This is a genomic window from Candidatus Synechococcus calcipolaris G9 (genome assembly GCF_029582805.1).
Taxonomy (GTDB): domain Bacteria; phylum Cyanobacteriota; class Cyanobacteriia; order Thermosynechococcales; family Thermosynechococcaceae; genus Synechococcus_F; species Synechococcus_F calcipolaris.
Window position 1 is genome coordinate 316,926 of record NZ_JAKKUT010000001.1, and the last position, 24,491, is coordinate 341,416.

The window sequence follows — 24,491 nt, forward strand, 5'->3', positions numbered from 1 at the left end:
ACCTTAAGCAAAAAAGAGTGGCCCCGAAGAACCACCCTTTCATTTAGTTAGAAATCAACAACTAGATTGATGAATCAATTAGAAGCTGAAGGTTGTCCGAATAACACCTTGGATAATCGGCGAAGCAGAGGTGAATGCGGTGTTATTAGCAATATTGTTAGGATTCAAGATCGCCGTCACCATGGGAGTGATACTGATGTTGTCACTCAAGGGGAAGCGATAGAAGCCTTCAATATTGATTTGAGTACCGGTATTCGCGCCAAAGGTGGAGCTGGCACTGTTAATGAACGGTGCGCCAGCAGCAGCAGCTAGAACTGAACCGGGAACGAACAGGTCTTTATAGCCAACACCCGCCATGAAGGTATAGGCCATCATACCGGTGGGTGCGGCAGACAAAACACCAGGAAGGGTAGAACCAGCAGCCGTTGCATAGGGCAGAGGCGAGATGCTGTTGCTAGGAATACCAGCAATACCACCACGACCAAAGAGACCAAAGCGGCCCAGATTTAACTCGTAGTTAAGACCACCGGCAATGGCTTCAACACCGTAGGTGCGAGAGTAGGTGGTTTGCAATTTAACAGCGTAGCTGTTGCGGCCACCACTGAAGGTATTGGCATACTCAAGTTCTACAGAACCTTGTTGGGGATCACCGGCAAAACCACCACGGTTAACGATATTGGCTCCAGCACCAGTTCCACTAATTGCCCGACCACCCTGACCAGCCATATAGAGAGCGCGGACAGTGAACGGGCCTTCGTTGGGGTTCCATTGCACCGCACCACCGGCACCACCACCAAAGTTCATAGCGTAGGGAACAATGAAGGGGTTATTGATGAAGAAGTAGGTACCGAAATCGTAGGCAGGAGAGTTAGCCCAGCTATTGGTGTCAATAATGTCACTGGGGTAGAACAACGGCCCGGCAGTAATGGTTAAATCCTGCATGGGCATGAAGCTATAGGCTAAACGGTATAAGCCTACGCCAGTCCCAAAGCCCGACCAGTAGTATTGGCTAGGGCTGAAGTAAGGCTCCCCAGTTTGGCCAAAGCCACTGGCAGCAGATTGAACCGCACCACTGAGATCAGGGTTGCCACCAACACCGTAGGCAGAAATAGCATCAAAGCCAGCATTACCTGTAGATAGGGTGGTTTGCAGTAAGTCAGTTCCGCTAAAGCTGGTATTCAGGTTTAGCAAAACCGCAGCAATCACTGTGGGATTCAACTGTGTTGGGACTGCCAATGGAAGCCCACTACTAGTTGGAAGCAAGGGATTGAAATTATCGGCACTAGAAGGATTGAAGGTGGGCCCACTCAAGGCACCGCCATACTGGGCAGAAATAACCGCTAATCCTTGCAGTTTGGTGGTAGTGGAGAATTGGGTAGCTTCTAGGGCGGCGGTACGAGCTTCTAGGTTGTCAACCCGACCGCGGAGGGTGGCGAGTTCAGCGGCGAACTCATCCATTAATTTGCGAAGGGCTTCCAGTTCTTCTTTGGTGGCAAAGCGATCGCTAATGACATCCAAGCAAGCATTCAGAGCAGCAGCCATTTCAAAACGAGTGGCGGCACGATTACCCCGGAAGGTTCCGTCAGGATAACCCGCAATACAACCATATTTCTCAACCAAGGATGCCAAGGCTTGATAGGCCCAGTCAGTGGGTTGGACATCGGACAGTTGCGATACCGAGGTCACTTGCCCCATGGACTCTTCGTTAGATAGAAGGTCGTCAACGGACATGATGGTGGTAGACGCATCCGCTAGGGCGCCAGGAATAGGCAGAGCTTGGGCAGCTTCAGTATTCTCAGGCTGGGCAGCTAGAAGATTGTCGAATTTAGCAGTTTCAGTAGTTACCCCTAGTTCTGTGGCATGGGCAGGGTTAACGCCTGCAACAATACCCAGTAGGCTCAGGCTACCTGCCAAAAGGTAAGATTTTTTCACAATAGGACTCCTCACTCTCAAGAGCATTCTGGGATTTACAGGCCTACTAGTCAAGCACTGCAATTACCCCACACTGTATTTAGCATACACAATGAACTATGCCTTTGGGGCTAAGATTATGCACGCTTCTGATGATTTTAGAAGCAAGTTTAAGGAAACGTCAACTCCTAAATAAATATTTAACGGAGTATATTAATATGTTTTTTCCCTGGAACTAAATTTGCTCTGGATCAATACCCTGGGAGCGAAGATAGTCCGCGAGGCGATCGGCTCGTTGGGTCTCTTGCTGTGCCCGTAGGGCTTCCTGCTCGGCCCGTTGTGCTTCTTGCTGTGCCCGCTGCTGGGCCTCCTCCATTCGTTGAGCCAATTCAACTGTTGTCAGAAATCGCCGTCCATCGGGATAATACACCTCTAGCTCGTCTTCCCCTAGGACAAATTGAATCCCTAGCCGAGGACTACGCCAGTGATCTATCATCTCAACGGTATCTAGCCCTTGGGGAGTTCTCACCAGTATGCTCAATTCCTGGCGTTCGGGATCGTAGATGTAATATTCCTCTACGCCGTGGCGATCGTAGAACTGTAGCTTTTTCACCATTTCCGTCAGCCGATTCCCAGGGGAAAGAATTTCAAACACTACCTGGGGGGCAATTCCTGCTTCTAGCCATTGTTGATAGGAGCCGCGATCGCCCTTGGGACGACCAAAAATCACCATCACATCTGGGGCAACGCGAATATCGGGACGACCTTCTACCGGATACCAGAGTAAGTCTCCAGCGATAAAAACGTTAGGATCATTGGCAAAGAGGCATTCTAAATTTTCTTTGAGCAAGACGATCCAGCGAAACTGGCGGGTATTATCAGCCATGGGTTGACCATCACTGTCGGGATAGTGGATCGTGGGTTCAACAGAGAGTGTCATCCGCCTTTCTCCCTAGGTGCTATTGTTTTTTAGTTTACTGTTTATTTTCTAGTTGATTATTTCCTAATTTTCTACTTGCTGCGATGATTTACCATGGCTGAACCGGATATGACTCCTGATTTAACGCCTGATTTAACCATGTCCCAAGCATTGGAGGCCCTAGAGGCCTATCAGGGCCATTTAAGCTATGCGGCAGCCAAGCGATCCTTAGCTGAGATTCTGGTGAATTTAGATCTGAGCGATCGCGAGCGGGTGGGCCTAGAAACGGCGATCGCCGATCTGGAAGATATGCTAGACAAGCTGGAAAACGAAGTCATTCATATTGCTGTCTTTGGCATGGTAGGGCGGGGAAAATCCTCATTGCTCAATGCCCTCCTAGGAGAACCCTGGTTTGAAACGGGGCCCATCCATGGGGTCACTCGTACTGAAGCGTCCGCTGAATGGCAATTAATGGATGAAGAACTAGGTAGAGCCGATGGGGCTGAAGGTTCCTGGGCATCGGCTTCTATTCTCAGGCGATCGTCCATTGAGTTAATTGATACCCCCGGTATTGATGAAGTTGCCGGGGAGGATCGCCAGGCCCTAGCAGAGCAGGTGGCCCGCAAAGCCGATTTAATTCTATTTGTGATTGCTGGGGATATGACCCAGGTGGAGCATCGCGCCCTTACGGTTTTGCGCCAAGCCAGTAAACCCATTCTGCTGGTATTTAATAAGGTGGATCAATATCCTGACACCGATCGCCAAGCCATTTATGCCAAAATCCGGGATGAACGGGTCAGGGAACTGTTATCCCCGGATGAAATTGTGATGGCGGCCGCCTCGCCCCTGATTCCCAAGGTATACCACGACCCAGATGGGACGGTTCGGGCCAAACTGGTGCCAGGGCCACCCCAAGTCACTGCCCTCAAGTTGAAAATACTTGAGATTTTAGAACGGGAAGGCAAGGCCCTTGTGGCTCTCAATTCCTTACTCTATGCCAATGATATCCATGAAAAAATTACCCAACGGAAGATGGATATTCGTGAGACGGAGGCGAACCAGATTATCTGGAAAGGAGCGGTGACAAAAGCCCTAGCGATCGCCCTCAATCCCTTTGCAGTTGTGGATATTCTCAGTAGCTTGGCCATTGATGTAGCGACAATTCAAATTCTCTCCCGTTTGTATGGGATTGATATGACCCAGGAAGGCGCAACGGAACTTCTCCAGAACATTGCCCTAGGAATGGGCAGTATTAGTGCCACGGAACTCGTGACCAATATGGGTTTAAGTTCCCTAAAGGGGCTGTTGGGTTTGACCGCACCGGTGACGGGGGGATTATCCTTGGTTCCCTACATTTCAGTGGCCATGACCCAGGGGGCGATCGCTGGGGTATCCTCCTACGGCATTGGTCAGGTGACAAAGGCCTATCTCGCCAATGGTGCAGCCTGGGGGCCGGCGGGGCCCAAGACCGTGGTTCGGAATATTCTCAATACAATGGATCAAACCTATGTTCTCAGTCGGCTGAAGCAGGAGCTACATGGTCGGCTGTATTCGGGAGCCTAGGGTTTGGCTGCGACAATTATTGCCATTCCTAACCAAACCATTGATGGTTATAGTCGCTCAAAGATATGCCGATTAAGCTAAGGATAATGTTGAGTGGGTAAGGCCCAAATTCTATGGATATTCAACGCCCCAATGCCCAACCTCTTTCCGAAGAGGAACAAGCAGAACTCGATCACTTAAAGAAAATCATTGAAGCAGCGATCGCCGATGGTGTGTTAACGGCCCCAGAGATGGAACGCATTAAACAGCAAATGGGCGCAGACGGGAAAGTATCCCTGGAAGAATTAGAACTTTACCGACTACTGGTGCAGGAAAAAATTTCCCAGGGCCTCCTCAATCGGGACATCGGTTAATACTCTAGTTAAGGTTCTGAATTTTTGCCATATAGCGGCCCCATAGATCCGCCGCCAGGCCACTACTGCCGGAGGTGGGGGTATTATCGTCATTCCCTAGCCATACCCCCGTCAGGCGATCTCCCCCAGGCAAGTAGCCAATGAACCAGAGATCCCGAGCATCATCAGTGGTACCGGTTTTTCCCGCCACTGGCCGACCCAGGGCCGCTGCCCGCCCCGTTCCCCGTTGCACCACCGCTTCTAAAATGCGAGTCATGGATTGGGCTACCCCGGTGGAAATAACTTGGGGGGCCGCTGGTTCGTCACTGGGGCGATCGTAAATGAGGCGGCAGGTTTGCCAGTCTTGACTATTCGTACAGTCCCCGGCATCGCGAATTTGGATAATGGCCTGGGGAGAATATTTCTGACCCTGGGCCGCAACTACAGAAAAAGCTCCACTCATGGCCAGGAGGGTGGTTTCACTTTGGCCTAGGGCTAATCCGGGAGCCGCTTGCATCGGGGTGGTGATTCCCATCTGTTGGGCTAATTGAACGATATTGCTTAAGCCCACCTGTTCCGCTAGGCGTAGGGCAATGGGATTTTCTGAAAGGGCAAACCCCTGCTCGAGATCCATCGCCCCCGTACTGGTTTTACAGGCGGCAAATTGTTGTCCTTGCCATTGGAAGGGGGTACAGGGGAAGGACTGATGGAGGGACAGGCCCCTTTGTAGGGCAGCGGTAAAGACAAAGAGCTTAAAGGTAGAACCGGGTTGGCGTAGGGCTTGGGTGGCGCGGTTAAATTGACTTTGGTTATAGTCCACCCCGCCGACAAGGGCACGAATAATACCCGTACTCGGCTCTAGGGTGACGATCGCCCCCTGGGAAAACCCATATATACTGCCCTGTTCGGCCACCGCCGATCGCAAACTGTCCTCCGCCGCGGCTTGCCAGTCTAAATCCAAGCCCGTGGACACAATAAAATTTCCTTCGCGGGCCAGGTCTTCGCCAAGAAGCCGATCCAGTTCGCCATAGACCCGATCGGCGTAATAGGGGGCCCGCTGGGACTGGAGAATCTCCCGCGCCCTAGGACTCACCTCAATCCGCGATCGCCGGGCCCGATCCGCCTCTTCCTTAGTGATCATGCCCCGTTGGGCCATGCGGGTAATCACCCGATTGCGGTAATCAATGGCTGCGTCGTAGTCCCGCACTGGATTAAAGCGATTGGGGGCGGGCAAAATGCCGACAAGAGTTGCCGCTTCGTTGAGGTCGATATCCCGGGCGGACTTCTCAAAATAAAACTGGGCCGCATCCTCAAAACCACTGTTACCCACCCCTAAATAGACGCGATTGAGATAGGCCGTCAACAAAATATCTTTGCTGTAGTAGGTTTCTAGCTTCAGGGCCACCACCGCCTCCCGCCATTTTCGCCCTAGGGAATCTTCCGTGCCCACGTAGGGACGGTATAAACTGCGGGCCAACTGCTGGGTGATTGTACTTGCCCCCTCCCGCAAACTACCCCCGGTAACATTGGTGAGTACCGCTCGGACAATGCCCAGGGGATCCACGCCCAAATGCCAATAATAGCGGCTATCTTCCGAGGCAATCACTCCGTTTACCAAGTGGGGGGAAAACTCCCTTAAGTTGGCGAGTTCTTTGTGGGGACGGGTTTCCGTGGAACTGAGGGGTTCATCGTCCCGCGATAGGATTACAATCGGCCCTTGGTCAATACTGGGGAGGGGAACCACGGAAAATTTTTGCCATTCCAGGGCGATCGCCGCCACAACAAGGGCGAGTATCCCTAGACCGCCATAGAGGCCATAGCGGAGGATCGTCACCCAGAGGGGGGGCGGATTCACAAATTTAAGATAGACCGCATCTTCTAAATCGGGGGGCCCCAAACTCACCACATCCCCATGGTGCAGGTCTTGGTAAAAGACACGGCGGCGGCCCTGAAACACCCCATTGGTGGAATTTTGATCGCGAATGACAAACACCCCCGTTAAGGTTAATCGCTCCAAGGAGGCATGGGTGCCACTGACAATGGGGCTATCAATGGGAATATCACTGGAACGGGGACTGCGGCCAATTAGGTAGCGATCGCCCAACAGGGGATAGATTTGGGACTGGGATTGGTGGGGCGTTTGTACCCATACCTCTGGAACGCGGGCATTGGGGCGCAAACCCAGTTTACTCAGGTCAACCTGGGATTGAATCGTTTGAACCGCCTGGGTTAGGGATTCGGCAACATTTTGGAATAGATTTTGACGGGGAGGATTTGACATAAACTGTAGGGTAGGATGTTCCAAGCCTAACGAAACCTGCCTAACTAAGCCTGGAGGTATAGCGCGATGCTAACAGAAATTAGACCCCGTGATGTCCAGGTCGCAGAAATTGCCAAGGGGGTTCTGGCCCTGAGATCCCGCACTTGGGAGCGGCTCAAGTTTGAGGTTGAATATGCCCGGCAGCAGGGAACCACCTCTAACTCCTATGTAATTCAAGGAGACAAAACGGCTCTGATTGATCCTCCTGGCGAATCCTTTACGGATCTTTACTTTGATGAGTTGATCAAACGCCTAGATTTGAGTCAGATTGACTATGTTATTTTAGGCCACGTCAACTCCAATCGCCTCGTTACCCTCACGGCTCTCCAGGATGAAGCCCCCCAGATCACGTTTGTTTGCTCGAAAGCGGGGGCCGTGAGTCTGCGGGCTGCCTTTCCGGACGAAGAGATTCAGGTGTGGGTTCCCCGTGGGGATGGAACCCTAGATCTAGGGCAGAACCATATCCTAGAATTTATTACCGCTCCTACCCCCCGCTGGCCCGATGGTTTACTCACCTACGATCGCCCCGCCCGGATTTTATTTACCGATAAACTGTTTGGGGCCCATGTCTGTGGGGATGCCCTCTACGATGAGCAATGGAAGCAACTGGATCAGGATCGCCATTATTATTTTGACTGTCTCCATGCGGCCCAAACCCGTCAAGTGGAAACCATTCTCGATCGCCTCGATACCCTCACCCCCCGCATCTATGCTCCCGCCCATGGCCCGGTGGTGAAATTTAGCCTCAGTCGCATCCAGTACGATTACCGCGATTGGTGTCAGGCCCAAAAAGATCAAGATACAAAGGTGGCTCTCCTCTACGCCTCAGCCTATGGCAATACGACGACGCTGGCCGGGGCGATCGCCAAGGGATTAACAGCGGCAGGGTTGCAGGTGGAATCGGTCAACTGTGAAGCGGCCTCCCCGGAAGAGATTCAAGCCATTGTCAGTGATGCCGATGGTTTTGTGATCGGCTCTCCCACCCTGGGGGGCCATATGCCCACCCAAGTGCAAACGGCCCTGGGTCTGGTGCTATCCCACAGCGCAAAAACCAAACTGGGGGGTGTTTTTGGTTCCTATGGTTGGAGTGGCGAAGCGATCGATGATATTGAAGCCAAACTCCTAGATGCGGGCTATGTCCTGGGGTTTGAAACCATTCGGGTGAAGTTTACCCCCACGGATGCTGATCTAGAGCAATGCCAGGCGGCCGGGGCAGAATTTGCCCAGAATTTGAAAAAAGCTCGGAAAAGTCGCGAGGTTCGCCAGCCTAGTTTAGTGGATCAGGCGGATCGCACTGAGCAGGCGGTGGGGCGGGTGGTGGGTTCCGTCTGTGTTCTCACCACATTGCCAGAAGGCTGTACCCATGTCACCCAAGCGGAGGCAATTCTCGTCTCCTGGGTGTCCCAAGCCTCCTTTAATCCACCGGGGTTAAGTGTGGCCCTAGGAGCCTATTGGGCCGAGAATTTATGTCAGATCGGAGATCGCTTTGTCCTGAATATTCTCAAAGAGGGCAGTCAAATTCCCCGTCAGTTTCAACAGCCCCCCCGCTTTAACCAGCAACCCCTCGATTCCTTAGCCATTAAGGCCGCCAGTAACAATTGCCCCGTCATTTTGGATGCCCTCGCCTACCTGGAATGTACCGTAGAATCCCGTATGAACTGTGGTGATCACTGGTTAATCTATGCCACCGTCAATAGTGGTGAACTCCTCCAAGAAAGTGGCCTCACGGCTATTGGCCATCGTAAGTCAGCCACAAAGACAGCTTAGATAAATTTTCGATAATGGAATACACCAACGCCACCATGACTCCCTCCATAACAGAACTTACCCAGGGTCAATTTTTTTATGATTCTTCCCATTGGGGACGGTTGCACATTTCTGGGGGCGATCGCCTCCGGTTTCTCCATAATCAAACCAGCAATAATATTCAAGCCCTTAAACCGGGCCAAGGTTGTGAGACGGTTTTCCTGACCTCCACGGCCCGTACCCTAGACCTAGCAACGGCTTGGATCCACGAGGATCATATTGATCTTTTGGTGTCTCCCCAACGGCGGGAATTGTTGCTGAATTGGCTGGATAAGTATATTTTCTTTGGGGATGCCGTCCAGGTGGCGGATGTGACGGATCAGACGACGACCGTTCGGCTCCTTGGCAATGGCTGGGGAGAACTTGGCCACTGGGGGTCAACACCCGAAAACCATGACCACCAATCCCTTGAAATTGCTGGAATGTCTGTCCAGGTAGCCCGCGGCACGGGTTTAGCCCTAACCGGATATACCTTGACCCATGCCTCAACAACCCAGATCGCTACTACGGGCGATCGCCTATCTCTGATCCAATGGCTGGGGGAACAAGGTGGTCAAGCCCTTGGGGACGAGGATTGGGAACGGGTACGGATTCTTCAGGGGCGACCAATGCCAGATGCCGAACTCACCGAGGAGTATAATCCCCTGGAGACACGACTCTGGCAGGCCATTTCCTTTGATAAGGGGTGTTATATCGGCCAGGAAACCATTGCTCGGCTGAATACCTACCAGGGCGTGAAACAGGAACTTTGGGGCCTAGAGCTACCCACCCCACTGCCACCGGGAACACCCCTCACCCTAGAGGGAACAACCGTAGGCCGCATCACCAGTTGTATCCCTTTGACCGAGACCGCCTTTGGCCTAGGCTATGTGCGGAAAAAAGCCGGGGGTCTTGGCCTGATTCTAGAGGCAACCACTCCTGAGGGAGTCAACCTAAGGGTCAAGGTCGTCGATGTGCCCTTTTTAGAGCAAGGAGTAATGCCAGGATGACCCAAGCCCTCGAAGAAAAAATTTATACTCCCGATGAATACTTGGATCGGGAACGAACCTCGGCAACCCGTAGCGAATATCGAAATGGAGCCATTATTCCCATGACAGGGGGAACCCCTGACCATAATGAGTTGGCGATTAACCTAGCCGTTCTACTCAAATCTGCCTTGCGGGGGAAACCCTACCGAATCTTTGGGGCCGATCAGCGACTTTGGATTGATCAGCCCAAGCTTTACACCTATCCCGATATCATGGTGGTTGAAAAACCCCTGCAACTCCAAATGGGACGCAGTGACACGGTGATCAATCCCTGCTTTATTGCTGAAGTGCTATCTAAGTCAACCCAAGATTACGATCGCGGGGAAAAATTCTCTGCCTATCGAACAATTGATAGTTTTTGCGAGTATTTGCTCATTGATCAGTACCGCATCCATGTTGAGCATTATGCCAAAACAGCCACTCATCAATGGCTCCTATCGGAATATGATGACCCCAATATCACCCTATCATTGCAGTGGCTTGAAGCTGAACTGAAAATTTCTGACTTATACGACAATATCGATCTTGATCCTAAAAATCAACAATAGATCACAATCAATTACAAAAGAAAACAATCGTCCCATGGACTGGCTGATAGATTGACTTAGGGGGCGATCGCAACGGCAAGGTTTCCAGTCAATTTTTAGTATCTTGGTGAAATTCTTTCATTTTTGATGGGGAATTCCCAGGATTATCGCTATCAAATGTCTATTAGAGTAACAACAATTGCTAAATCCATTGAGATTTTAGGTTAACTAGGGATAGTAGCCATCCTATTTTGTGGGATTGCCATGTCTTACCTGAGAACCTGATCAAATACAAATAAAATATATTCTCAATAAGCTGGGCTTGTTGCAACTAACTCCATTCCTCGGTTATGATTCTCAACAATACCGGCTATTTTGCGAGTCAGCCTATGCCAGCCTACACCGCATCAGCATTGAAGGCCGAACTAAACGATAAAGGATGGCGACTTACCCCCCAGCGGGAAACCATTCTCCATGTCTTCCAAAATCTGCCCCAAGGCAATCACCTCAGTGCTGAAGATCTCCATTACCAATTGAAAACCTCCGGTCATGCCATTAGCCTGTCCACGATTTATCGAACGGTTAAACTCATGTCTCGAATGGGCATTCTCCGAGAATTAGAATTGGCGGAGGGCCATAAACACTATGAATTAAATACCGTTTCTCCCCACCATCACCATCACATGGTCTGTGTGCAATGCAACCGCACTACGGAATTCGACAATGATTCAATTTTGAAACAGTGCTTGAAACAAATTGAAAAGTCAGGACTTCAATTGATTGATTGCCAACTGACGATCTATACCATTTGTCCAGAGGCGTTGCGGCGGGGCTATCCGGGGTTGCCGGAAAACTGGATGTGTAATAATGCCATTGCCCAATCCCAGCCCCCAGTACAAATTTCGCCGGGCCTATCCCAGTGAGACGCACCAGTTGGGGGTGGTCGGTTCTGCTAGGGGTTGGTTTGGCCCTGTCTGGGGGCACGGATGTGCGTGCCAATCCAATGGCTGTCCGCTTCCCCGATGGTCGGGTTGCCTTTAACGTTCCCCCTACGTTTTATGAGGCAAATACCCCCTATCCCACAGTTTGGTATCCCCAGCCGATCTATCGATTCCTTCTGCGGGTTTCTGAAAACGCTGGGGAGCCGCTCCATCGGGTGATGATCCAACAGTTGCCATCCCAAGAAGCTCTCTTTTTTGAAGTGGGCCGCACCCGGGCCTTTTCTGGCGTTCGCGGCCGCCAGCCCCTAAGCATCAGTAATGTAGAGTTTAATCTAGATCAACAGGCAGTGATGATCACCTTTGACCCGCCTATTTCTCCAGGGACAACCCTGACCATTGTCTTGGCTCCCCGCAGAAATCCAGCCTATGAGGGGGTTTATTTATTTGGGATAACGGCCTATCCCCCCGGTGGCGATCGCGCCATAGGTCAATTCATTGGCACGGGCCGTTTGCAATTTTATCGAAACAGTGATTATTTCTGATTGAAGTAACTCCGGCATTGCAAAAACTTGCTACACTGGTAAGGCTGCGGACGTGGCGGAATTGGCAGACGCGCTAGATTTAGGTTCTAGTACCGCAAGGTGTGAAGGTTCAAGTCCTTTCGTCCGCATTGCTTGATTGGTTCGGCTATATCTCTATCCTGGCAAAAGACTTTCTTTGAACTCGTCTAGGGTGGCAATGGATTTTCATGGGACAACCAGTTTTTACACTTCAGCCGCCAGACACATGGTGTATTCATCCCCAGTTCCAGCCCCTACGGGGTGTCATTGCCATACCAGGGGATAAGTCTATTTCCCATCGGGCCCTGATGCTGGGGGCCTTGGCAACGGGAACAACCCATATTCGTGGACTTCTCATTGGTGAGGATACCTGTAGTACCGCCGCCTGTTTTCAGGCCCTAGGGGCAAGGATTTCCGAATTAAATTCCGATAGTGTTCAGGTGGACGGTATTGGTTTAGGGGCACTCCAGGAACCGGAGGATGTCTTAAACGCCGGTAATTCGGGGACGACGCTGCGTTTGATTTTGGGGGTGTTGGCAGCCCAATCCCAGGGTTTTTTTGCGATTACGGGGGATAGATCCCTGCGATCGCGGCCCATGGGGCGGGTGGTCACTCCCCTACAGCAAATGGGGGCATTGATCTGGGGACGAAAAGGTGCAAGTCGAGCACCCCTAGCTATCCAGGGTCAGTCCCTTCGGCCCATTCATTACCATAGTCCGATCGCCTCGGCCCAGGTCAAATCCTCCATTTTATTGGCGGGCCTACAAAGCGAAGGGGCCACCACCATTACGGAACCCTTTTTATCTAGGGATCATAGTGAACGTATGTTAGCGGCCTTTGGGGCGGCGATCGCCACGAACCCTGAGACCTGTAGTGTGACGGTGACGGGCCCCAGTCAATTGCAGGGCCAAGATGTTTCCGTTCCCGGTGATATTAGTTCGGCGGCCTTTTGGTTGGTGGCCGCCTCCATCCTCCCAGACTCCGAGTTATTGCTGACCAATGTGGGGGTCAATCCCACCCGAACAGGTATTTTGGAGGTGCTATTAGCCATGGGGGCCGATATTCACCAGGAAAATGTCCGGGTTGTTACCGGGGAACCGGTGGCGGATTTGCGTGTACGCAGCGCCTCCTTAACGTCAACAGATATTCAGGGGGAGATTATTCCCCGCCTTATTGATGAAATTCCCATTTTGGCCGTCGCCGCCACTGCAGCCCAAGGAATCACTCGAATTCGGGATGCGGCGGAATTGCGGGTCAAGGAAAGCGATCGCCTTGCGGCCGTTGCCCAGCAGTTAACTAAAATGGGGGCAAGCATTACCGAGTATGCCGATGGTTTGGACATTACTGGCGGATCCCAGTTACAGGGGACGGAGCTAGACAGTTATGGCGATCATCGTATGGCCATGGGGTTGGCGATCGCCGCCCTCAGTGCCCAGGGAACCAGTTACATTGGCCAGGGGAATGCGGCGGCAGTATCCTATCCTACCTTTATCCATACCCTGCAAACATTGGTTGGGGAATAACCCATGGTAGCTGCTCCCTTGGGCTGGCAATGGCAGACAACCTTAAAGGGTACCTATCTCACCTGCGATCGCTTGGCAGGAATGGCCCATGGTTTCTTTACCCGTGAATGGGTGGAGGCCGCCTTGGCAGATTTGACTGGCATCCTTCAGCCTGGAGCAATTCCCCTACGAACGAAGCAAGTCCATGGCAATCGAGTGGTTCTCGCTGGAGATATTCTGGCCCAAGGGGAGACGGCGACCTATTTAGACGCAGATGCCCTCATCTCCACGGGCCCCAATCAAGCTCTTTGGGTGTGCAGTGCCGACTGTGTGCCCGTCCTCATTGGCGATCGCCAGACGGGCCGGGTGGCGGCCATTCATGCCGGTTGGCGCGGAACCTCCATGGAAGTTGTCCCCAAAACGATTCAAACCCTATGTCAATTGGGTAGTGCCCTGCCGGATTTAGCCATTGCCCTGGGCCCAGCCATTTCTGGAACCGTTTATCAGGTGGGCCTATCCGTGGCGATCGCCATTGGTGAAACTCTTGTATCCCTCGATTCCCACCAATCCCCAGAGGAGCAAGTGGCCCATCTCCAGGCCCAAACCAGGGGTCTACTATTGCCAGACCCGGAGCCTGGACGAGTGCGTTTAGATGTGCGCCAAGCCAACGTACTCCAACTGTTGAAGATGGGCCTCGAACCAGATCAGATCAGTGTCTCCCCCCTCTGTACCTATCGTGAACCGGAACAATTCTTTTCCTATCGCCGGGAGCGCCTTAAACAAGTGCAGTGGTCAGGAATTACCAGCTTCTAGGAACGGGATCAATTCTGACCCCAGCCATTTGTTGAGCCATGCCCGTGTTATTGACACGCCCCGATCCCGTGGACGGGGTTTCAGACCCACAATTTCTGATAAGCTACCGAGGAACAAGTATCCGCTTAGGACTAGGTTAAATATATGGCCCAGGGCCCCAAACAACAATTTTCCGCCATATCATTTATCTTTCTGACGATCTTCATCGACAGGTTTGGGGAAAGCTTAATTTTTCCCCTCCTACCTTTTCTCGTTGAACCCTTTGGCTTTGATGCCTTCTCCTTAGGATTGCTGGTCTCTAGTTTTGCGGCGGCCCAATTTTTTGCCGCTCCCATTCTCGGCTCCCTTTCCGATCACTATGGTCGTCGCCCCATTTTACTGATCTGTGTCTTTGGTACCGGGGTCGCCAATTTGATTTTTGCCGGAGCAACTCGGGGGGCATTCCTCTTTGGTGCGAGGGCCTTAGATGGGGCCACGGGTGGGGTTGCCTCCACGGCCCAGGCCTACATTTCCGATATTGCCGCCCCCCAGGATCGGGCCAAGCTCTTTGGGATTACGGGGGCCGCCTTTGGCCTCGGCTTTATTTTTGGCCCCGCCCTAGGGGGAGTCTTAGCAACGATTTCCCTGACTTTGCCGGTTTTTGTAGCCGCAGGGGTAGCCTTTTTGAACTGTATCTTTGGCTATTTCACCCTGCCGGAGTCCTTGCCTAAGGATCAGCGCCGTACCCTAAAACTCCAGGATTTTAACCCCTTTCAATCCCTGACCTATCTCTGGGGTGGTCGGGGCATTCGCAGCTTGTTGGGGGCATTTTTTTCCTTTAGTCTGGCATTTTCAGCCTTTACCAGTGTGTATGTTCTTTTTCTCAATGCTCGGTTTGACTGGGGGCCGGGAGAAGCCGCCATCGTTTTTGTGATTATTGGCGTATTTAGTACCCTAGTTCAAGGCGGGTTAATTCGCATCCTGCTGCGGTATGTCAAGGAAATGCAGTTATGTCTATATGGTTTTCTTTGCCTGGGTTTAGGGTTAACCTTTGTGCTGATCACACCGACGGTGCATCCCTGGCCCTACATCGGCCTCTATAGCAGTGCGATCGCCATTGCCTTTGGGTTTGGCCTCGTTTTACCAGCCCTACGGGCATTAATCTGTAATCAAGTCTCCGATCAGGAGCAGGGGCAAGTGTTGGGTAGCTCCCAGGCCTTGCAAAGTATCGCAGCGGTACTCGGCCCCACCTGGGCGGGCTGGACCTTTGATAATGTGAATCCAAGTGCCCCCTTTAGTCAAAGTATCCTCTTATTCGGCCTCGCCGCCTTCCTGATTCTCTTCAATCGTCGCTATTATTTAGCAGCATCCAAAACACCCTAACCGTTGTTGGTATCTAGAGTCACCAAGGGGGACGAGTCGGGCATTTCCTGCCACCAGCCCTTTTCATAGCATTTCTTGAGGAGCCGCCGATAACTGATCACCGTTGCATCAGAGGCCTGGAGAAGATCCTCACTGCTATTGAGAAAGGGAGAAATTAACGGCTCCTGGGTTTTGACGGCCCGTTCATCCTCACTCAATAGACGTACCCCGGTTTTCCGAGTTTGCCCATCAATAAAGGGAAATTTCAGGAAATTCCGCATCAAGGCCCATTTTGAAACCGTGACCGTTGGGCTAACGGGCACACTGGCAATAAACGTATCTAGGTAGAAATTATCAAACTTCAAACCAATAAAGGTAATATTCGGCAGGCAAACCCGATACACCCGCTCCGTTTTTGCCTCCTTCCGGGAAATCCATTGCCATAACCCCGCCAGTCGTTTGATATTAATGGGCAACGTGGCTTCCGCTTCCCAATCTTGGTGGGTAACGGTATAGTCAGCAATCACCGCATCCGCCTGATCCCCCAAGGATTTACGATGCATGAACATGGTATGGGAGCAGTCAATGGTATTTTCCATCACCCGTGTAAAATGGGCATTCCAGGTATATTCGCCATAGACGCAACGCAGGCTAGGATCAGCAAACTGGGGAAATTCGGGAATGGGGGGGGCATCCGCCGGATCAATATCTCCCCAAAAGAGCCAAATAAAACCATATTTTTCCTGGACGGGATAGGTCTTGACTTGGCCACGTTTGGGAATGGCAATCCCTGGGCCATTGGCGGGAATATCCACACAGGCTCCCTCAGGATTATAGGTCCAGCCATGGTAGGGGCAACGAATACAGTCTCCTTCGACCCAGCCCAGGGAAAGGGCAGCACCACGATGAACACAGCGATCGCCTAGGGCAATAACCTCTCCGCCAAGGTTGCGGTAAAGAGCAATCTTTTCCCCCATTAGGGTGATGCCCAGGGGACGTTGCTTGAGGGCTTGACTCACCTCAACGGCATACCAAAAATTTTTAAGGGCCATGGTAAAGTTTCCTATCCTAAAGGGTTTCAGTCACTAAGGGTTGGGGCAGTTCCCAGCCTTTTTCTTGGTAGGAACGCAAAAGTTTCCGGTAGGCAATAATCAACGCATCGGAAGCCACCAAAAGCTCTTGGTGAAAATCCGTGGGAGCCGCCAAGGGATAACAGGTTTGTACCACGTCTTGATCTTCCAGATAGGTTTTATAGGCATTTTCGTGGGAGTTACCATCGGCCCAGGGAAACTTGAGGAAATTGCGAAGCCCAATGTATTTAGCCAGGGTTGTTTTCCCATCTAGGGGAATACTAGTGGTGTAGTAAATGTATTTATAGCCCCGGAAGCCAAAGTCAATTTCAATGCGATTGATTGTGGGTAAGCACACTGTAATGGTTGTTAAGGAGTAGCGGTTTTCCTCTTTGAGTAAATACTTCAAAAAGGTGCGCCGTTTGGGGGCGGGAGCCTTGACCGTGGCCGTAGCAGAGTAGCCATTGGTGGTCACGTCATACTCATCCACTGTGGCGCGATCGCGGTTGCCAAAAAAGGGCGGATGGACAAAGGCCGCATGGGAAACATCTAGATTGCTTTCAATGACGCGGGTATAGTGGGCATTCCAGGTATATTCCCCATAGACGGCTCGCCACTGGGGATCCTCCAGTTCCGGCAATAGGTCTGGAATCGGGGCAGCCTCATTGATCGACCCATCGCCCACAAAGAGCCACACCATGCCATCCTTTTCTTGGACTGGATAGGTATCCACCCGCGCCCGCTTGGAAATGGGGACATCGGGTAAATCAGCGGGAATATCCACGCACTGCCCTTCGGCGTTGAATTTCCAGCCATGGTAGGGACAGCGCAAACACCCCTCCTCCAACCAACCGCGATGAAGAGCCGCACCACGATGGGCGCATTGATTATTAAGGGCAATCACCTGGCCCCGTGGATCTCGATATAAAACATACTGTTGCCCCATTAAGGTCACGGGGATGGGTTTATCTTTTACAGAACGGCTAAATTCCACCGCATACCAAAAGTTTTTTAGCATTGACCCATGACTCCTTCAGCAGAATCGGAACTGGTTTCTAAATCTTTGCCCTCGCTAATCCACCAACCACGATCGGCGTACTGGCGCAGGAGTTTGCGGTAGGCCACCTGGAGGGCATCGGAGGCTACCAAAACTTCGCTGCTTTGGTGAAAGGGCACAATGGCTGGCCGCATGGTAGCAATCACCTGACAATCTTCCTCATAGGTTTGGATAATATTCTTGCGGGAATGGCCGTCTGCCCAGGAAAAGGGAAGAAAATTCCGCAGGCCAATCCATTGGGTGCGGGTAGTCGTGGCAGTGATCGGGGTATGGGCCCCAAAGTAAATGAAGCGATAGCCCCGGAATTTGAAATCCACATCAATTCGGTTCACTCCGGGCAAGTAAGCGGTTAATTGGGCCGTGGTTAGGGGGCGATCGCGCTTGAGAATAAATTTAAGTAAGCCGACCCGCTTCGGGGGTTTTGAGACCGTTAATGCACTGACACTGCTAGGGGTAATATCTACGTCATAGCTGGGCACTACGGCATCATTTCGCAAACTAAAAAAAGATGAATGGACAAAGGGGGCATGGGAACTATCCATATTGCCTTCGGTGACGCGGCTAAAATGGGCAGGCCAAAGGGACTCACCATAGACGGCTCGCCAACCTGGAGTTGCATACTCGGGTAACGGGGGAATGGGCAATCCTTGGTCTGGAGGTAAATCCCCCCAATAGAGCCAAATCAGACCATATTTTTCTTGTACCGGATAGGTTTTTAGGTGGGCGCGTTTGGGAATCGTTGCATGATCATCGTTAGCTGGAATATGAACGCAGATACCCTCAGGGGTATAACGCCAACCATGGTAGGGGCAGGTGAGACAGCCCTGTTCAATCCAGCCCTGGGAGAGCTTAGCCCCCCGATGCAAGCAGTGATCCGCCATGGCCACCAATTCACCCTGGGGCGATCGCCAGAGGACAATATCCTGCCCTAGGACTTGCGTAGATTTGGGTTGTTGACCAACGGCAGTGGCCTGTTCAACTGCATACCAAGAATTTTTCAGCATGACTCGTGACCGTTTAACCCATGAATGTGATGATCATTGGGGGAGACCCCAAACATAAACAATCCAATCTAGAAATTTTATCCCCTATCGCTGTACACTAAAGTCTAAATTTTTTCTGCCCCAGGAACGGGAAACGTCATGATTGAGCCAACTCCTTCCAAGGATGTCCCAGAAATTATTCAAAAATTTCGGGATGAGTTAAATGAAGAAATTGAAGAGGCGATCGAAGACCATGAGTTCAAGATGACCAAAATTGGCATTATTACATTAATCGTATTTGTAGGATTTATTTTCCTATTCATCAAAATATAATTTAACCCTGAAGATGCCCTAGTGAAGTACGGTTTGTAAAACAATTCCAAGAATCACTAATGCCACCACCGGTAGGGCCATGGCCATCATGCCATTGTGGCTTTTGACCACCCGCGCTTCGTGATTGACCACTGCCTGTTTAATGGTTTGGTGCATTTCTAGGCGGAGTTTTGCCACCTCAGACTCTAGACTTTCACCACTGTAAAGATCACGGAGATGCTCGAAGATGGTACGGCTTAAAATCAAGCTATTTTCAGGGTGCTGAAATAAGGCATCCTTCAGTTCTGCTTGGGTAAAGCTGATCAGCTTGACGTGGCCGAGAGCTTGGGCAATACAGGTGCGAGGGCTACCATCAATCAATTCCATTTCGCCAAAAATTTTACCTGCCCCCAAGGTGGCACTGACGCATTTACCCGTTTCTGGGTAATCATCAATGAGTTGGACGCGCCCTGACTTAATGAAATACATCCGATCCGCAAAGTCACCCGTGCTGTAGATCACCTGTTCATTGTCAAACAAATGCTTGTCCATCGAATCTTGGTCGTTCCTTAATAATTTTAGAGTTGCTGGACTAATAAAAGCCTATGTACCTAAGACTAAACCTAGCCTATGACAGAACTATGTCACAGCTATGGAGGGAATGCAACATTATTATATTTTTGGAAATTAATTATCCGAAAAACACGGCAACAAAAACCCCTCGCCTAAGCTCTAACAACCCAGGCAAGGGAAAACAAACAATTAAATAGATTTAGTGATAAAAACCAGTCTCTATCTAGACCAATTGCAGCGATCGCGGTTGTTTCTCGAACATATGAATGGTATCCACAAACCGAGCCGTTTTTGACTGGGTGGAAATAACCAGAGACTCGGTGCGCGCGCCCCCATTAAAGAAACGTACCCCTTTCATCAGCACCCCTGGGGTAATGCCACAGGCGGCAAAGAGAACGGTATTGCCCGAAGCTAGTTCGTGGGCATCATAAACTCGATCGGGGTCACTAATCCCAGCGGCTTTCAGTTGCTCTAGGTTCCCTTCTTTGGTTTTATTCGCCCATTCCTTCGTGACGACGATCGCCGGATCATAGACTAACTGACCCTGGAAGTGTCCTCCCAAGGCCCGCATGGCCGCCGCAGAAATGACCCCTTCCGGTGCAGCACCAATTCCCATCAGGGCGTGGATATTGGTTCCCGAAAAGGCACAGGACAAGGCCGCTGAGACATCTCCATCGGAAATGAGTTGTACCCGTGCCCCGGCATCGCGGATCTCTTGAATGAGACCAGTATGGCGATCGCGCTTCATCACCACAATCACCAATTCATCGATCGCCCGCTCCAGGCACTCAGACAAAATTTTCAGGTTTTCAGTGGCGGATTTACGAATATCCACTTTACCTTTGGCGGCCGGCGGGGCTGCCAGTTTTTTCATATAAAAATCAGGGGCGGCAAATAGACCACCTTTTTCAGAAATTGCTAGGACGGCCATGGAGCCAGGCTGGCCATAGGCACAGAGATTGGTTCCTTCGCAGGGATCCACGGCAATGTCAATTTCAATAAGTTCATCAGGGTTACAGAAATCTTTAGCGTTTTCCTGGGTACAAATGCCCACATCTTCGCCAATATAGAGCATGGGGGCTTCATCCCGTTCCCCTTCGCCAATAACGATTTTGCCACGCATATGGACTTCATTCATCCGTTTCCGCATGGCATCCACGGCTACCTGATCCGCCATATTTTTATCGCCCTTTCCCATCCACCGGGCTGAGGCGATGGCGGCCTGCTCGACCACTTCAATAATTTCTAAGCCAATAACGTTGTCCACACTGCCCTCCTAAATGCGATGAATACCAGTCTAAAGTCTATTGAATGCTGGGTTTGATCTAGCCAATGGCCCACAAAGCTCTTTAGCGGGTGATTAGGTGTTTCCTCGCAGCATCCAGGGATGGATAGTCTGCATGGTGCGCTGTGCCACCCTTGCTGGTCGTTGTATCAAGTCTCTCACGCTTTGACCTCACTACACTAATTTGACGGGTTCAGTCAGGGCAAAACCATGAACTATCCGTCCTGGGGCGATCGCCAGGAACATCCCTTCAGCCTGTTATATTAGCCATACCCCTAGGTTTTAGAATGGAATCATATATTTTTCACCAAAAATTTTATGACAAGTAGTAGCCCGGAACCTTCCCACAATGGGTTTTCTGCCCTCATGCATAACCCCAATTTTCTGAAACTTTGGGGAGGGCAAATTATTTCCCAACTTGGGGATAAAATTTTTCTGGTTCTATTGATTACCTTGGTGACGAACTACCATGCCCCCACGATTCTGGCGGGTTCCTTGGCTTCGGCAATCATGGTGGCGAATACATTGCCAGCAGTCTTTTTTGGCTCTACGGCGGGTATTTTCGTGGATCGCTACCCGAAGCGGGAAATCCTCAGCATTACCAACATTTTGCGGGGATTACTGGTTTTCACGATCATTATCATGCCCAAATACTTTGTTCTTTTACTGTTGATTGCCTTTTTAGAATCCGTCTTGACCCAGTTTTTTGCCCCCGCAGAACAGGCGGCGATTCCCTTACTCGTCAAGGAAGAGAATTTACTCTCGGCCAATGCCCTATTTATTACGACAATGATGGGTTCCCTGGTGGTGGGATTTGCGGTGGGAGAACCCCTACTCAGTTGGGTGAGTTCCTGGGGAGGCGGCAATGCCCGGGAGTTTTTGGTGGGGGGGTTATACGTGGCGGCGGGACTTTTACTTAGTTTGATTCGTCATCGGGAAACCATCCATAAAAGTGATAAAAAGCTGGATGTCTGGGGAGACCTGAAGGACGGCTTTCATTATCTGCGCCATCATCCTCGCCTGGGGAATGCCATGGTGCAATTAACGATTTTGTACTGTGTCTTTGCGGCATTAACGGTTTTGGCGGTGGGTTTAGCCCAGGATATTGGTTTGCGGGCGAATCAGTTTGGCTTTCTGTTGGCGGGGGCCGGTGTCGGGCTGATTTTCGGAGCAGGGATTTTGGGGCAATGGGGCGATCGCTTCCGGGGGAGGCCCTTACCGCTGTGTGGTTTTTTGGGGATGTCCGTTGTCCTATTTATTTTCGCCTTTGTCCATCATCTGTGGCTGGGGTTAAGTTTAAGCGTTGTCCTTGGAGTGGCTGCATCCTTAATTGGTGTGCCTATGCAAACCTTAATTCAAATCGAGACACCCGCCGAAATGCGGGGAAAAGTCTTTGGTTTCCAGAATAATATTGTCAATATTGCCCTGAGCTTACCCTTGGCCTTGGCAGGGATTCTCTCGGATTTAGTGGGACTACGAATTGTGCTGATGAGTATGGGGTTGATTGTGGCGATCGCTGGGATTTGGTCTTGGCGCAATACTCGTAAGGTTTTGATCGATATACTTTGAAGCTCTTCCCAGGTTGATGTCGTTTACTGGGGGAAATTTCGTGATTAGCAGACCAAAAATCGGTGTAAGCAGCGACATCCTGATTGTTCCTGTCATACTCTGCTAGTCTGTGCCATGTTAAGGTTAGGCATGGCATCTGAGAAAAATTATGGCTACCTCACCCATCGAAGTCCAAGTTGGAGCCAGTGGCCGTTTAGTCATTCCCGCCCCTTTACGACATGAGCTTGACCTAAAATCTGGCGATCGGTTGATTGGACGCATTGAAGATGGACGGCTGATTTTTGAAAAACGGGAAACGATTATCCAGCGACTTAAAGGTCAATTTGCTGATCTCCGGGGACAAGAGGTGATTGATGACCTGATTGCCCAACGCCGTTTAGAAGCCGAACCAGAAGTGTTGAGTGTGTTAGTAAAATTCACATAACAATTCAAAGAATATGAAGACAAAATAGTGACTTTGTTTGGGCATTTTCTTTTTACTCTGAACTTGTGTGTCAGCAGTTTTTCCCTACTCAGAATCTTGCAGCTTTCAAATATTATTGAATATAATCGAAAAATAATCACCACAACTAACCCATTCCCAATTTCCTAAAAAATGGCTCAATCCGAAGCACAACTCGAACAAAGTCTGATCGAGCCTATAACTGGAATGAGTTACCAACCCATTACTGTCCGAAATGTCGAAGACCTCAAAGCCACTCTTGAAAACCAACTAGAAAAACTGTTTATGTAGATTGTTAAGATCAAGCCAACTAACCCGAATCTACGCCTGTCCAACGCAACTGCAAATTACAAGAGTGAATGAATCATGATCACAGCCAAAGAAGATTTCTCCACCCTAACCCCCGAAGAATATTTCATTTGGGAAGAAAAGCAACTTGAAAAACACGAACTGATCAACGGCCAAGCTTATGCTATGGGCGGCGGTAGCGTTAACCATGGCCGCATTGCCATCCGCATCACTACACTATTCTCCAATCATTTAGAAAATAGCCCCTGCGAAACGGGTAACTCCGACTTGCGGATCAATATTGTTGGCACAAATAACTATACCTACCCCGATGCCAGTGTCACCTGTGACGATCGCGATAAAATTACTACCCAATACATCACTTATCCCTGCCTAATCGTTGAAGTTCTATCTCCCAGCACCGAAGCCTACGATCGCGGCGGCAAATTCAGATTGTATCGCAACAACCCCGTCTTACAGGATTACCTATTGGTTAGCTCCACCAGCATCGAAATGGACTTGTATCATAAAAATGAGTCCGGCGACTGGATCATTATCAACTATCAAGCGGGCGATACCATTGAACTAAAAAGCATCAATCTCAGCTTTCCCATTGAGCAAGCGTATCGTGGTCTTGACCTAACCCTAGACACCTCAACTTAAACATTCGGAAAAACTAAGGCAAGGTCAAAAACCTGTTCAGGGCATAGGGGAAATTCCACACATCCAGTCGTTGGGATGATTCGTCTATTGAGATAGCCAAACTGAGCCAGCGTAATTGGGGCGGGTTCGCTGTATACCTCCAGAATGCGATCGCTCACATTAAACAACCAATAATGGGGAATCATTGCCTCGGCATAGAGGGAAAGCTTGACCGTGCGATCGTACTCCAAGGACGAATCCGCCACTTCGATGACGAGGAGCGTTGCCGCAGGGGTTGGATGGGCAGATTCATAATCATCATCTTGGTTTTGGACGATCGCAAAATCCGGCTCTGGTTCTCCATCAAACCCAAGGGTGATCGGAGCTTGACATCGAAGGGTTGCCCGATCTCCAAGAATGGGGGGTAAGGCCCTAAGCAATCGAGTGATACAGGTTTCGTGGGCGGTTCCCTTCGCTGCCATTTGCATCAACTCTCCCCGAATCAGTTCAATGTGATCGTCCTCACTCAAAAAACCCAGATCTACTAAGCGATGATAATCTTTCACCGTCAATCGCAGCTTCTGGGGCATTGGCATGGATGAGGTAGGGGCCGTCATCATTGAATCTCTTTACCGGTATTCAGGTTTACGGGTATCCAGGATATGGGTCGTCGACATTGATCCTTTGTCAAAAATATAACCATAAAT

23 protein-coding genes and 1 tRNA gene are annotated in these 24,491 nt (G+C 50.6%); 15 read left to right on the plus strand and 9 right to left on the minus strand.

The genetic code is table 11. The features are described 5' to 3' along the window. Positions 1 to 78: 78 nt before the first annotated feature. Complete coding sequence (locus tag L3556_RS01700; protein ID WP_277865570.1) at positions 79 to 1,932, minus strand: iron uptake porin; 1,854 nt, start codon at positions 1,930 to 1,932, stop codon at positions 79 to 81. Between the two features lie 214 nt (positions 1,933 to 2,146). Beyond that, a complete protein-coding gene (locus tag L3556_RS01705) occupies positions 2,147 to 2,851 on the minus strand; it encodes a Uma2 family endonuclease (RefSeq protein ID WP_277865571.1) in 705 nt (234 codons plus the stop codon). Positions 2,852 to 2,944: 93 nt separating this feature from the next. Between L3556_RS01705 and L3556_RS01710 the strand changes: the two genes are divergently transcribed. Continuing rightward, complete coding sequence (locus L3556_RS01710) at positions 2,945 to 4,393, plus strand: DUF697 domain-containing protein (protein ID WP_277865572.1); 1,449 nt, start codon at positions 2,945 to 2,947, stop codon at positions 4,391 to 4,393. Positions 4,394 to 4,506: 113 nt separating this feature from the next. Then, the gene (locus tag L3556_RS01715) at positions 4,507 to 4,746 is read left to right on the plus strand and encodes a hypothetical protein (RefSeq protein ID WP_277865573.1); all 240 of its coding nucleotides are present in this window, start codon (positions 4,507 to 4,509) and stop codon (positions 4,744 to 4,746) included. Between the two features lie 4 nt (positions 4,747 to 4,750). Here L3556_RS01715 and L3556_RS01720 read toward each other — a convergent pair whose 3' ends face one another. Beyond that, the gene (locus tag L3556_RS01720) at positions 4,751 to 7,006 is read right to left on the minus strand and encodes a transglycosylase domain-containing protein (protein ID WP_277865574.1); all 2,256 of its coding nucleotides are present in this window, start codon (positions 7,004 to 7,006) and stop codon (positions 4,751 to 4,753) included. Positions 7,007 to 7,072: 66 nt separating this feature from the next. Here L3556_RS01720 and L3556_RS01725 point away from each other — a divergent pair, with 66 nt between their 5' ends. The 9 genes from L3556_RS01725 (at position 7,073) to L3556_RS01765 (ending at position 15,584) form a co-directional block, all read left to right on the plus strand. Beyond that, positions 7,073 to 8,812, plus strand: coding sequence for a diflavin flavoprotein (locus L3556_RS01725; RefSeq protein ID WP_277865575.1), 1,740 nt, complete (start codon positions 7,073 to 7,075; stop codon positions 8,810 to 8,812). Positions 8,813 to 8,826: 14 nt separating this feature from the next. Further along, positions 8,827 to 9,840 carry a CAF17-like 4Fe-4S cluster assembly/insertion protein YgfZ gene (gene ygfZ / locus L3556_RS01730; RefSeq protein WP_277865576.1) on the plus strand — a complete coding sequence of 338 codons (1,014 nt, stop codon included), beginning with the start codon at positions 8,827 to 8,829 and terminating at the stop codon, positions 9,838 to 9,840. Continuing rightward, positions 9,837 to 10,427 carry a Uma2 family endonuclease gene (locus L3556_RS01735; protein ID WP_277865577.1) on the plus strand — a complete coding sequence of 197 codons (591 nt, stop codon included), beginning with the start codon at positions 9,837 to 9,839 and terminating at the stop codon, positions 10,425 to 10,427. Before ygfZ ends, L3556_RS01735 begins: the two co-directional genes overlap by 4 nt. 368 nt (positions 10,428 to 10,795) lie before the next feature. Further along, complete coding sequence (locus L3556_RS01740; RefSeq protein WP_277865578.1) at positions 10,796 to 11,329, plus strand: Fur family transcriptional regulator; 534 nt, start codon at positions 10,796 to 10,798, stop codon at positions 11,327 to 11,329. Continuing rightward, positions 11,326 to 11,889 (plus strand): DUF2808 domain-containing protein, encoded by a 564-nt coding sequence (locus L3556_RS01745; protein WP_277865579.1) that lies wholly within the window; start codon positions 11,326 to 11,328, stop codon positions 11,887 to 11,889. Before L3556_RS01740 ends, L3556_RS01745 begins: the two co-directional genes overlap by 4 nt. 46 nt (positions 11,890 to 11,935) lie before the next feature. After that, positions 11,936 to 12,017, plus strand: a tRNA-Leu gene (locus tag L3556_RS01750). Between the two features lie 78 nt (positions 12,018 to 12,095). Next, positions 12,096 to 13,430 carry a 3-phosphoshikimate 1-carboxyvinyltransferase gene (gene aroA / locus L3556_RS01755; protein ID WP_277865580.1) on the plus strand — a complete coding sequence of 445 codons (1,335 nt, stop codon included), beginning with the start codon at positions 12,096 to 12,098 and terminating at the stop codon, positions 13,428 to 13,430. Positions 13,431 to 13,433: 3 nt separating this feature from the next. Next, on the plus strand, positions 13,434 to 14,222 hold the full coding sequence (gene pgeF, locus L3556_RS01760) for a peptidoglycan editing factor PgeF (protein WP_277865581.1): 789 nt from the start codon (positions 13,434 to 13,436) through the stop codon (positions 14,220 to 14,222). A gap of 144 nt (positions 14,223 to 14,366) precedes the next feature. Beyond that, positions 14,367 to 15,584 (plus strand): MFS transporter, encoded by a 1,218-nt coding sequence (locus L3556_RS01765; RefSeq protein ID WP_277865582.1) that lies wholly within the window; start codon positions 14,367 to 14,369, stop codon positions 15,582 to 15,584. Here L3556_RS01765 and L3556_RS01770 read toward each other — a convergent pair. From L3556_RS01770 to L3556_RS01780, 3 genes are read right to left on the minus strand one after another with little or no spacing between them, the layout of a single operon-like run. Continuing rightward, on the minus strand, positions 15,581 to 16,615 hold the full coding sequence (locus L3556_RS01770) for an aromatic ring-hydroxylating dioxygenase subunit alpha (RefSeq protein ID WP_277865583.1): 1,035 nt from the start codon (positions 16,613 to 16,615) through the stop codon (positions 15,581 to 15,583). The genes L3556_RS01765 and L3556_RS01770 overlap by 4 nt on opposite strands. A gap of 16 nt (positions 16,616 to 16,631) precedes the next feature. Continuing rightward, positions 16,632 to 17,651 carry an aromatic ring-hydroxylating dioxygenase subunit alpha gene (locus tag L3556_RS01775; protein WP_277865584.1) on the minus strand — a complete coding sequence of 340 codons (1,020 nt, stop codon included), beginning with the start codon at positions 17,649 to 17,651 and terminating at the stop codon, positions 16,632 to 16,634. After that, positions 17,645 to 18,694, minus strand: a complete 1,050-nt coding sequence (locus L3556_RS01780) for an aromatic ring-hydroxylating dioxygenase subunit alpha (RefSeq protein WP_277865585.1) — start codon at positions 18,692 to 18,694, stop codon at positions 17,645 to 17,647. Before L3556_RS01780 ends, L3556_RS01775 begins: the two co-directional genes overlap by 7 nt. A 138-nt stretch (positions 18,695 to 18,832) precedes the next feature. On the opposite strand from L3556_RS01780, the gene L3556_RS01785 reads away from it, so the two are divergent. Further along, entirely contained in the window at positions 18,833 to 19,006 is a 174-nt protein-coding gene (locus L3556_RS01785; RefSeq protein WP_277865586.1) for a hypothetical protein, read from the plus strand. Between the two features lie 18 nt (positions 19,007 to 19,024). Here L3556_RS01785 and L3556_RS01790 read toward each other — a convergent pair whose 3' ends face one another. Both L3556_RS01790 and glpX read right to left on the minus strand, forming a co-directional pair. Continuing rightward, positions 19,025 to 19,537: a cyclic nucleotide-binding domain-containing protein gene (locus tag L3556_RS01790; protein ID WP_277865587.1), complete on the minus strand. Its 513-nt coding sequence runs from the start codon at positions 19,535 to 19,537 to the stop codon at positions 19,025 to 19,027. Positions 19,538 to 19,781: 244 nt separating this feature from the next. Beyond that, complete coding sequence (gene glpX, locus L3556_RS01795; protein WP_277865588.1) at positions 19,782 to 20,825, minus strand: class II fructose-bisphosphatase; 1,044 nt, start codon at positions 20,823 to 20,825, stop codon at positions 19,782 to 19,784. Positions 20,826 to 21,209: 384 nt separating this feature from the next. On the opposite strand from glpX, the gene L3556_RS01800 reads away from it, so the two are divergent. From L3556_RS01800 to L3556_RS01810, 3 genes are all read left to right on the plus strand, one after another. Continuing rightward, on the plus strand, positions 21,210 to 22,412 hold the full coding sequence (locus L3556_RS01800; protein WP_277865589.1) for an MFS transporter: 1,203 nt from the start codon (positions 21,210 to 21,212) through the stop codon (positions 22,410 to 22,412). A gap of 148 nt (positions 22,413 to 22,560) precedes the next feature. After that, positions 22,561 to 22,836, plus strand: a complete 276-nt coding sequence (locus L3556_RS01805; protein WP_277865590.1) for an AbrB/MazE/SpoVT family DNA-binding domain-containing protein — start codon at positions 22,561 to 22,563, stop codon at positions 22,834 to 22,836. 384 nt (positions 22,837 to 23,220) lie between these two features. Beyond that, the gene (locus L3556_RS01810) at positions 23,221 to 23,805 is read left to right on the plus strand and encodes a Uma2 family endonuclease (RefSeq protein WP_277865591.1); all 585 of its coding nucleotides are present in this window, start codon (positions 23,221 to 23,223) and stop codon (positions 23,803 to 23,805) included. On the opposite strand, the gene L3556_RS01815 is transcribed toward L3556_RS01810, so the two are convergent. Beyond that, positions 23,802 to 24,404, minus strand: coding sequence for a Uma2 family endonuclease (locus tag L3556_RS01815; protein WP_277865592.1), 603 nt, complete (start codon positions 24,402 to 24,404; stop codon positions 23,802 to 23,804). The two genes, L3556_RS01810 and L3556_RS01815, sit on opposite strands and share 4 nt — an antisense overlap. Positions 24,405 to 24,491 lie beyond the last annotated feature (87 nt).

What these genes read in the sequence shown, in the direction of transcription:
- L3556_RS01705 (WP_277865571.1), bottom strand. Translation starts at nt 2,851, where the DNA reads ATGACACTCTCTGTTGAACCCACGATCCACTATCCCGACAGTGATGGT.
- L3556_RS01710 (WP_277865572.1), top strand. Translation starts at nt 2,945, where the DNA reads ATGGCTGAACCGGATATGACTCCTGATTTAACGCCTGATTTAACCATG.
- L3556_RS01715 (WP_277865573.1), top strand. Translation starts at nt 4,507, where the DNA reads ATGGATATTCAACGCCCCAATGCCCAACCTCTTTCCGAAGAGGAACAA.
- L3556_RS01720 (WP_277865574.1), bottom strand. Translation starts at nt 7,006, where the DNA reads ATGTCAAATCCTCCCCGTCAAAATCTATTCCAAAATGTTGCCGAATCC.
- L3556_RS01725 (WP_277865575.1), top strand. Translation starts at nt 7,073, where the DNA reads ATGCTAACAGAAATTAGACCCCGTGATGTCCAGGTCGCAGAAATTGCC.
- ygfZ (WP_277865576.1), top strand. Translation starts at nt 8,827, where the DNA reads ATGGAATACACCAACGCCACCATGACTCCCTCCATAACAGAACTTACC.
- L3556_RS01735 (WP_277865577.1), top strand. Translation starts at nt 9,837, where the DNA reads ATGACCCAAGCCCTCGAAGAAAAAATTTATACTCCCGATGAATACTTG.
- L3556_RS01740 (WP_277865578.1), top strand. Translation starts at nt 10,796, where the DNA reads ATGCCAGCCTACACCGCATCAGCATTGAAGGCCGAACTAAACGATAAA.
- aroA (WP_277865580.1), top strand. Translation starts at nt 12,096, where the DNA reads ATGGGACAACCAGTTTTTACACTTCAGCCGCCAGACACATGGTGTATT.
- pgeF (WP_277865581.1), top strand. Translation starts at nt 13,434, where the DNA reads ATGGTAGCTGCTCCCTTGGGCTGGCAATGGCAGACAACCTTAAAGGGT.
- L3556_RS01765 (WP_277865582.1), top strand. Translation starts at nt 14,367, where the DNA reads ATGGCCCAGGGCCCCAAACAACAATTTTCCGCCATATCATTTATCTTT.
- L3556_RS01770 (WP_277865583.1), bottom strand. Translation starts at nt 16,615, where the DNA reads ATGGCCCTTAAAAATTTTTGGTATGCCGTTGAGGTGAGTCAAGCCCTC.
- L3556_RS01775 (WP_277865584.1), bottom strand. Translation starts at nt 17,651, where the DNA reads ATGCTAAAAAACTTTTGGTATGCGGTGGAATTTAGCCGTTCTGTAAAA.
- L3556_RS01780 (WP_277865585.1), bottom strand. Translation starts at nt 18,694, where the DNA reads ATGCTGAAAAATTCTTGGTATGCAGTTGAACAGGCCACTGCCGTTGGT.
- L3556_RS01785 (WP_277865586.1), top strand. Translation starts at nt 18,833, where the DNA reads ATGATTGAGCCAACTCCTTCCAAGGATGTCCCAGAAATTATTCAAAAA.
- L3556_RS01790 (WP_277865587.1), bottom strand. Translation starts at nt 19,537, where the DNA reads ATGGACAAGCATTTGTTTGACAATGAACAGGTGATCTACAGCACGGGT.
- L3556_RS01800 (WP_277865589.1), top strand. Translation starts at nt 21,210, where the DNA reads ATGCATAACCCCAATTTTCTGAAACTTTGGGGAGGGCAAATTATTTCC.
- L3556_RS01805 (WP_277865590.1), top strand. Translation starts at nt 22,561, where the DNA reads ATGGCTACCTCACCCATCGAAGTCCAAGTTGGAGCCAGTGGCCGTTTA.
- L3556_RS01810 (WP_277865591.1), top strand. Translation starts at nt 23,221, where the DNA reads ATGATCACAGCCAAAGAAGATTTCTCCACCCTAACCCCCGAAGAATAT.
- L3556_RS01815 (WP_277865592.1), bottom strand. Translation starts at nt 24,404, where the DNA reads ATGATGACGGCCCCTACCTCATCCATGCCAATGCCCCAGAAGCTGCGA.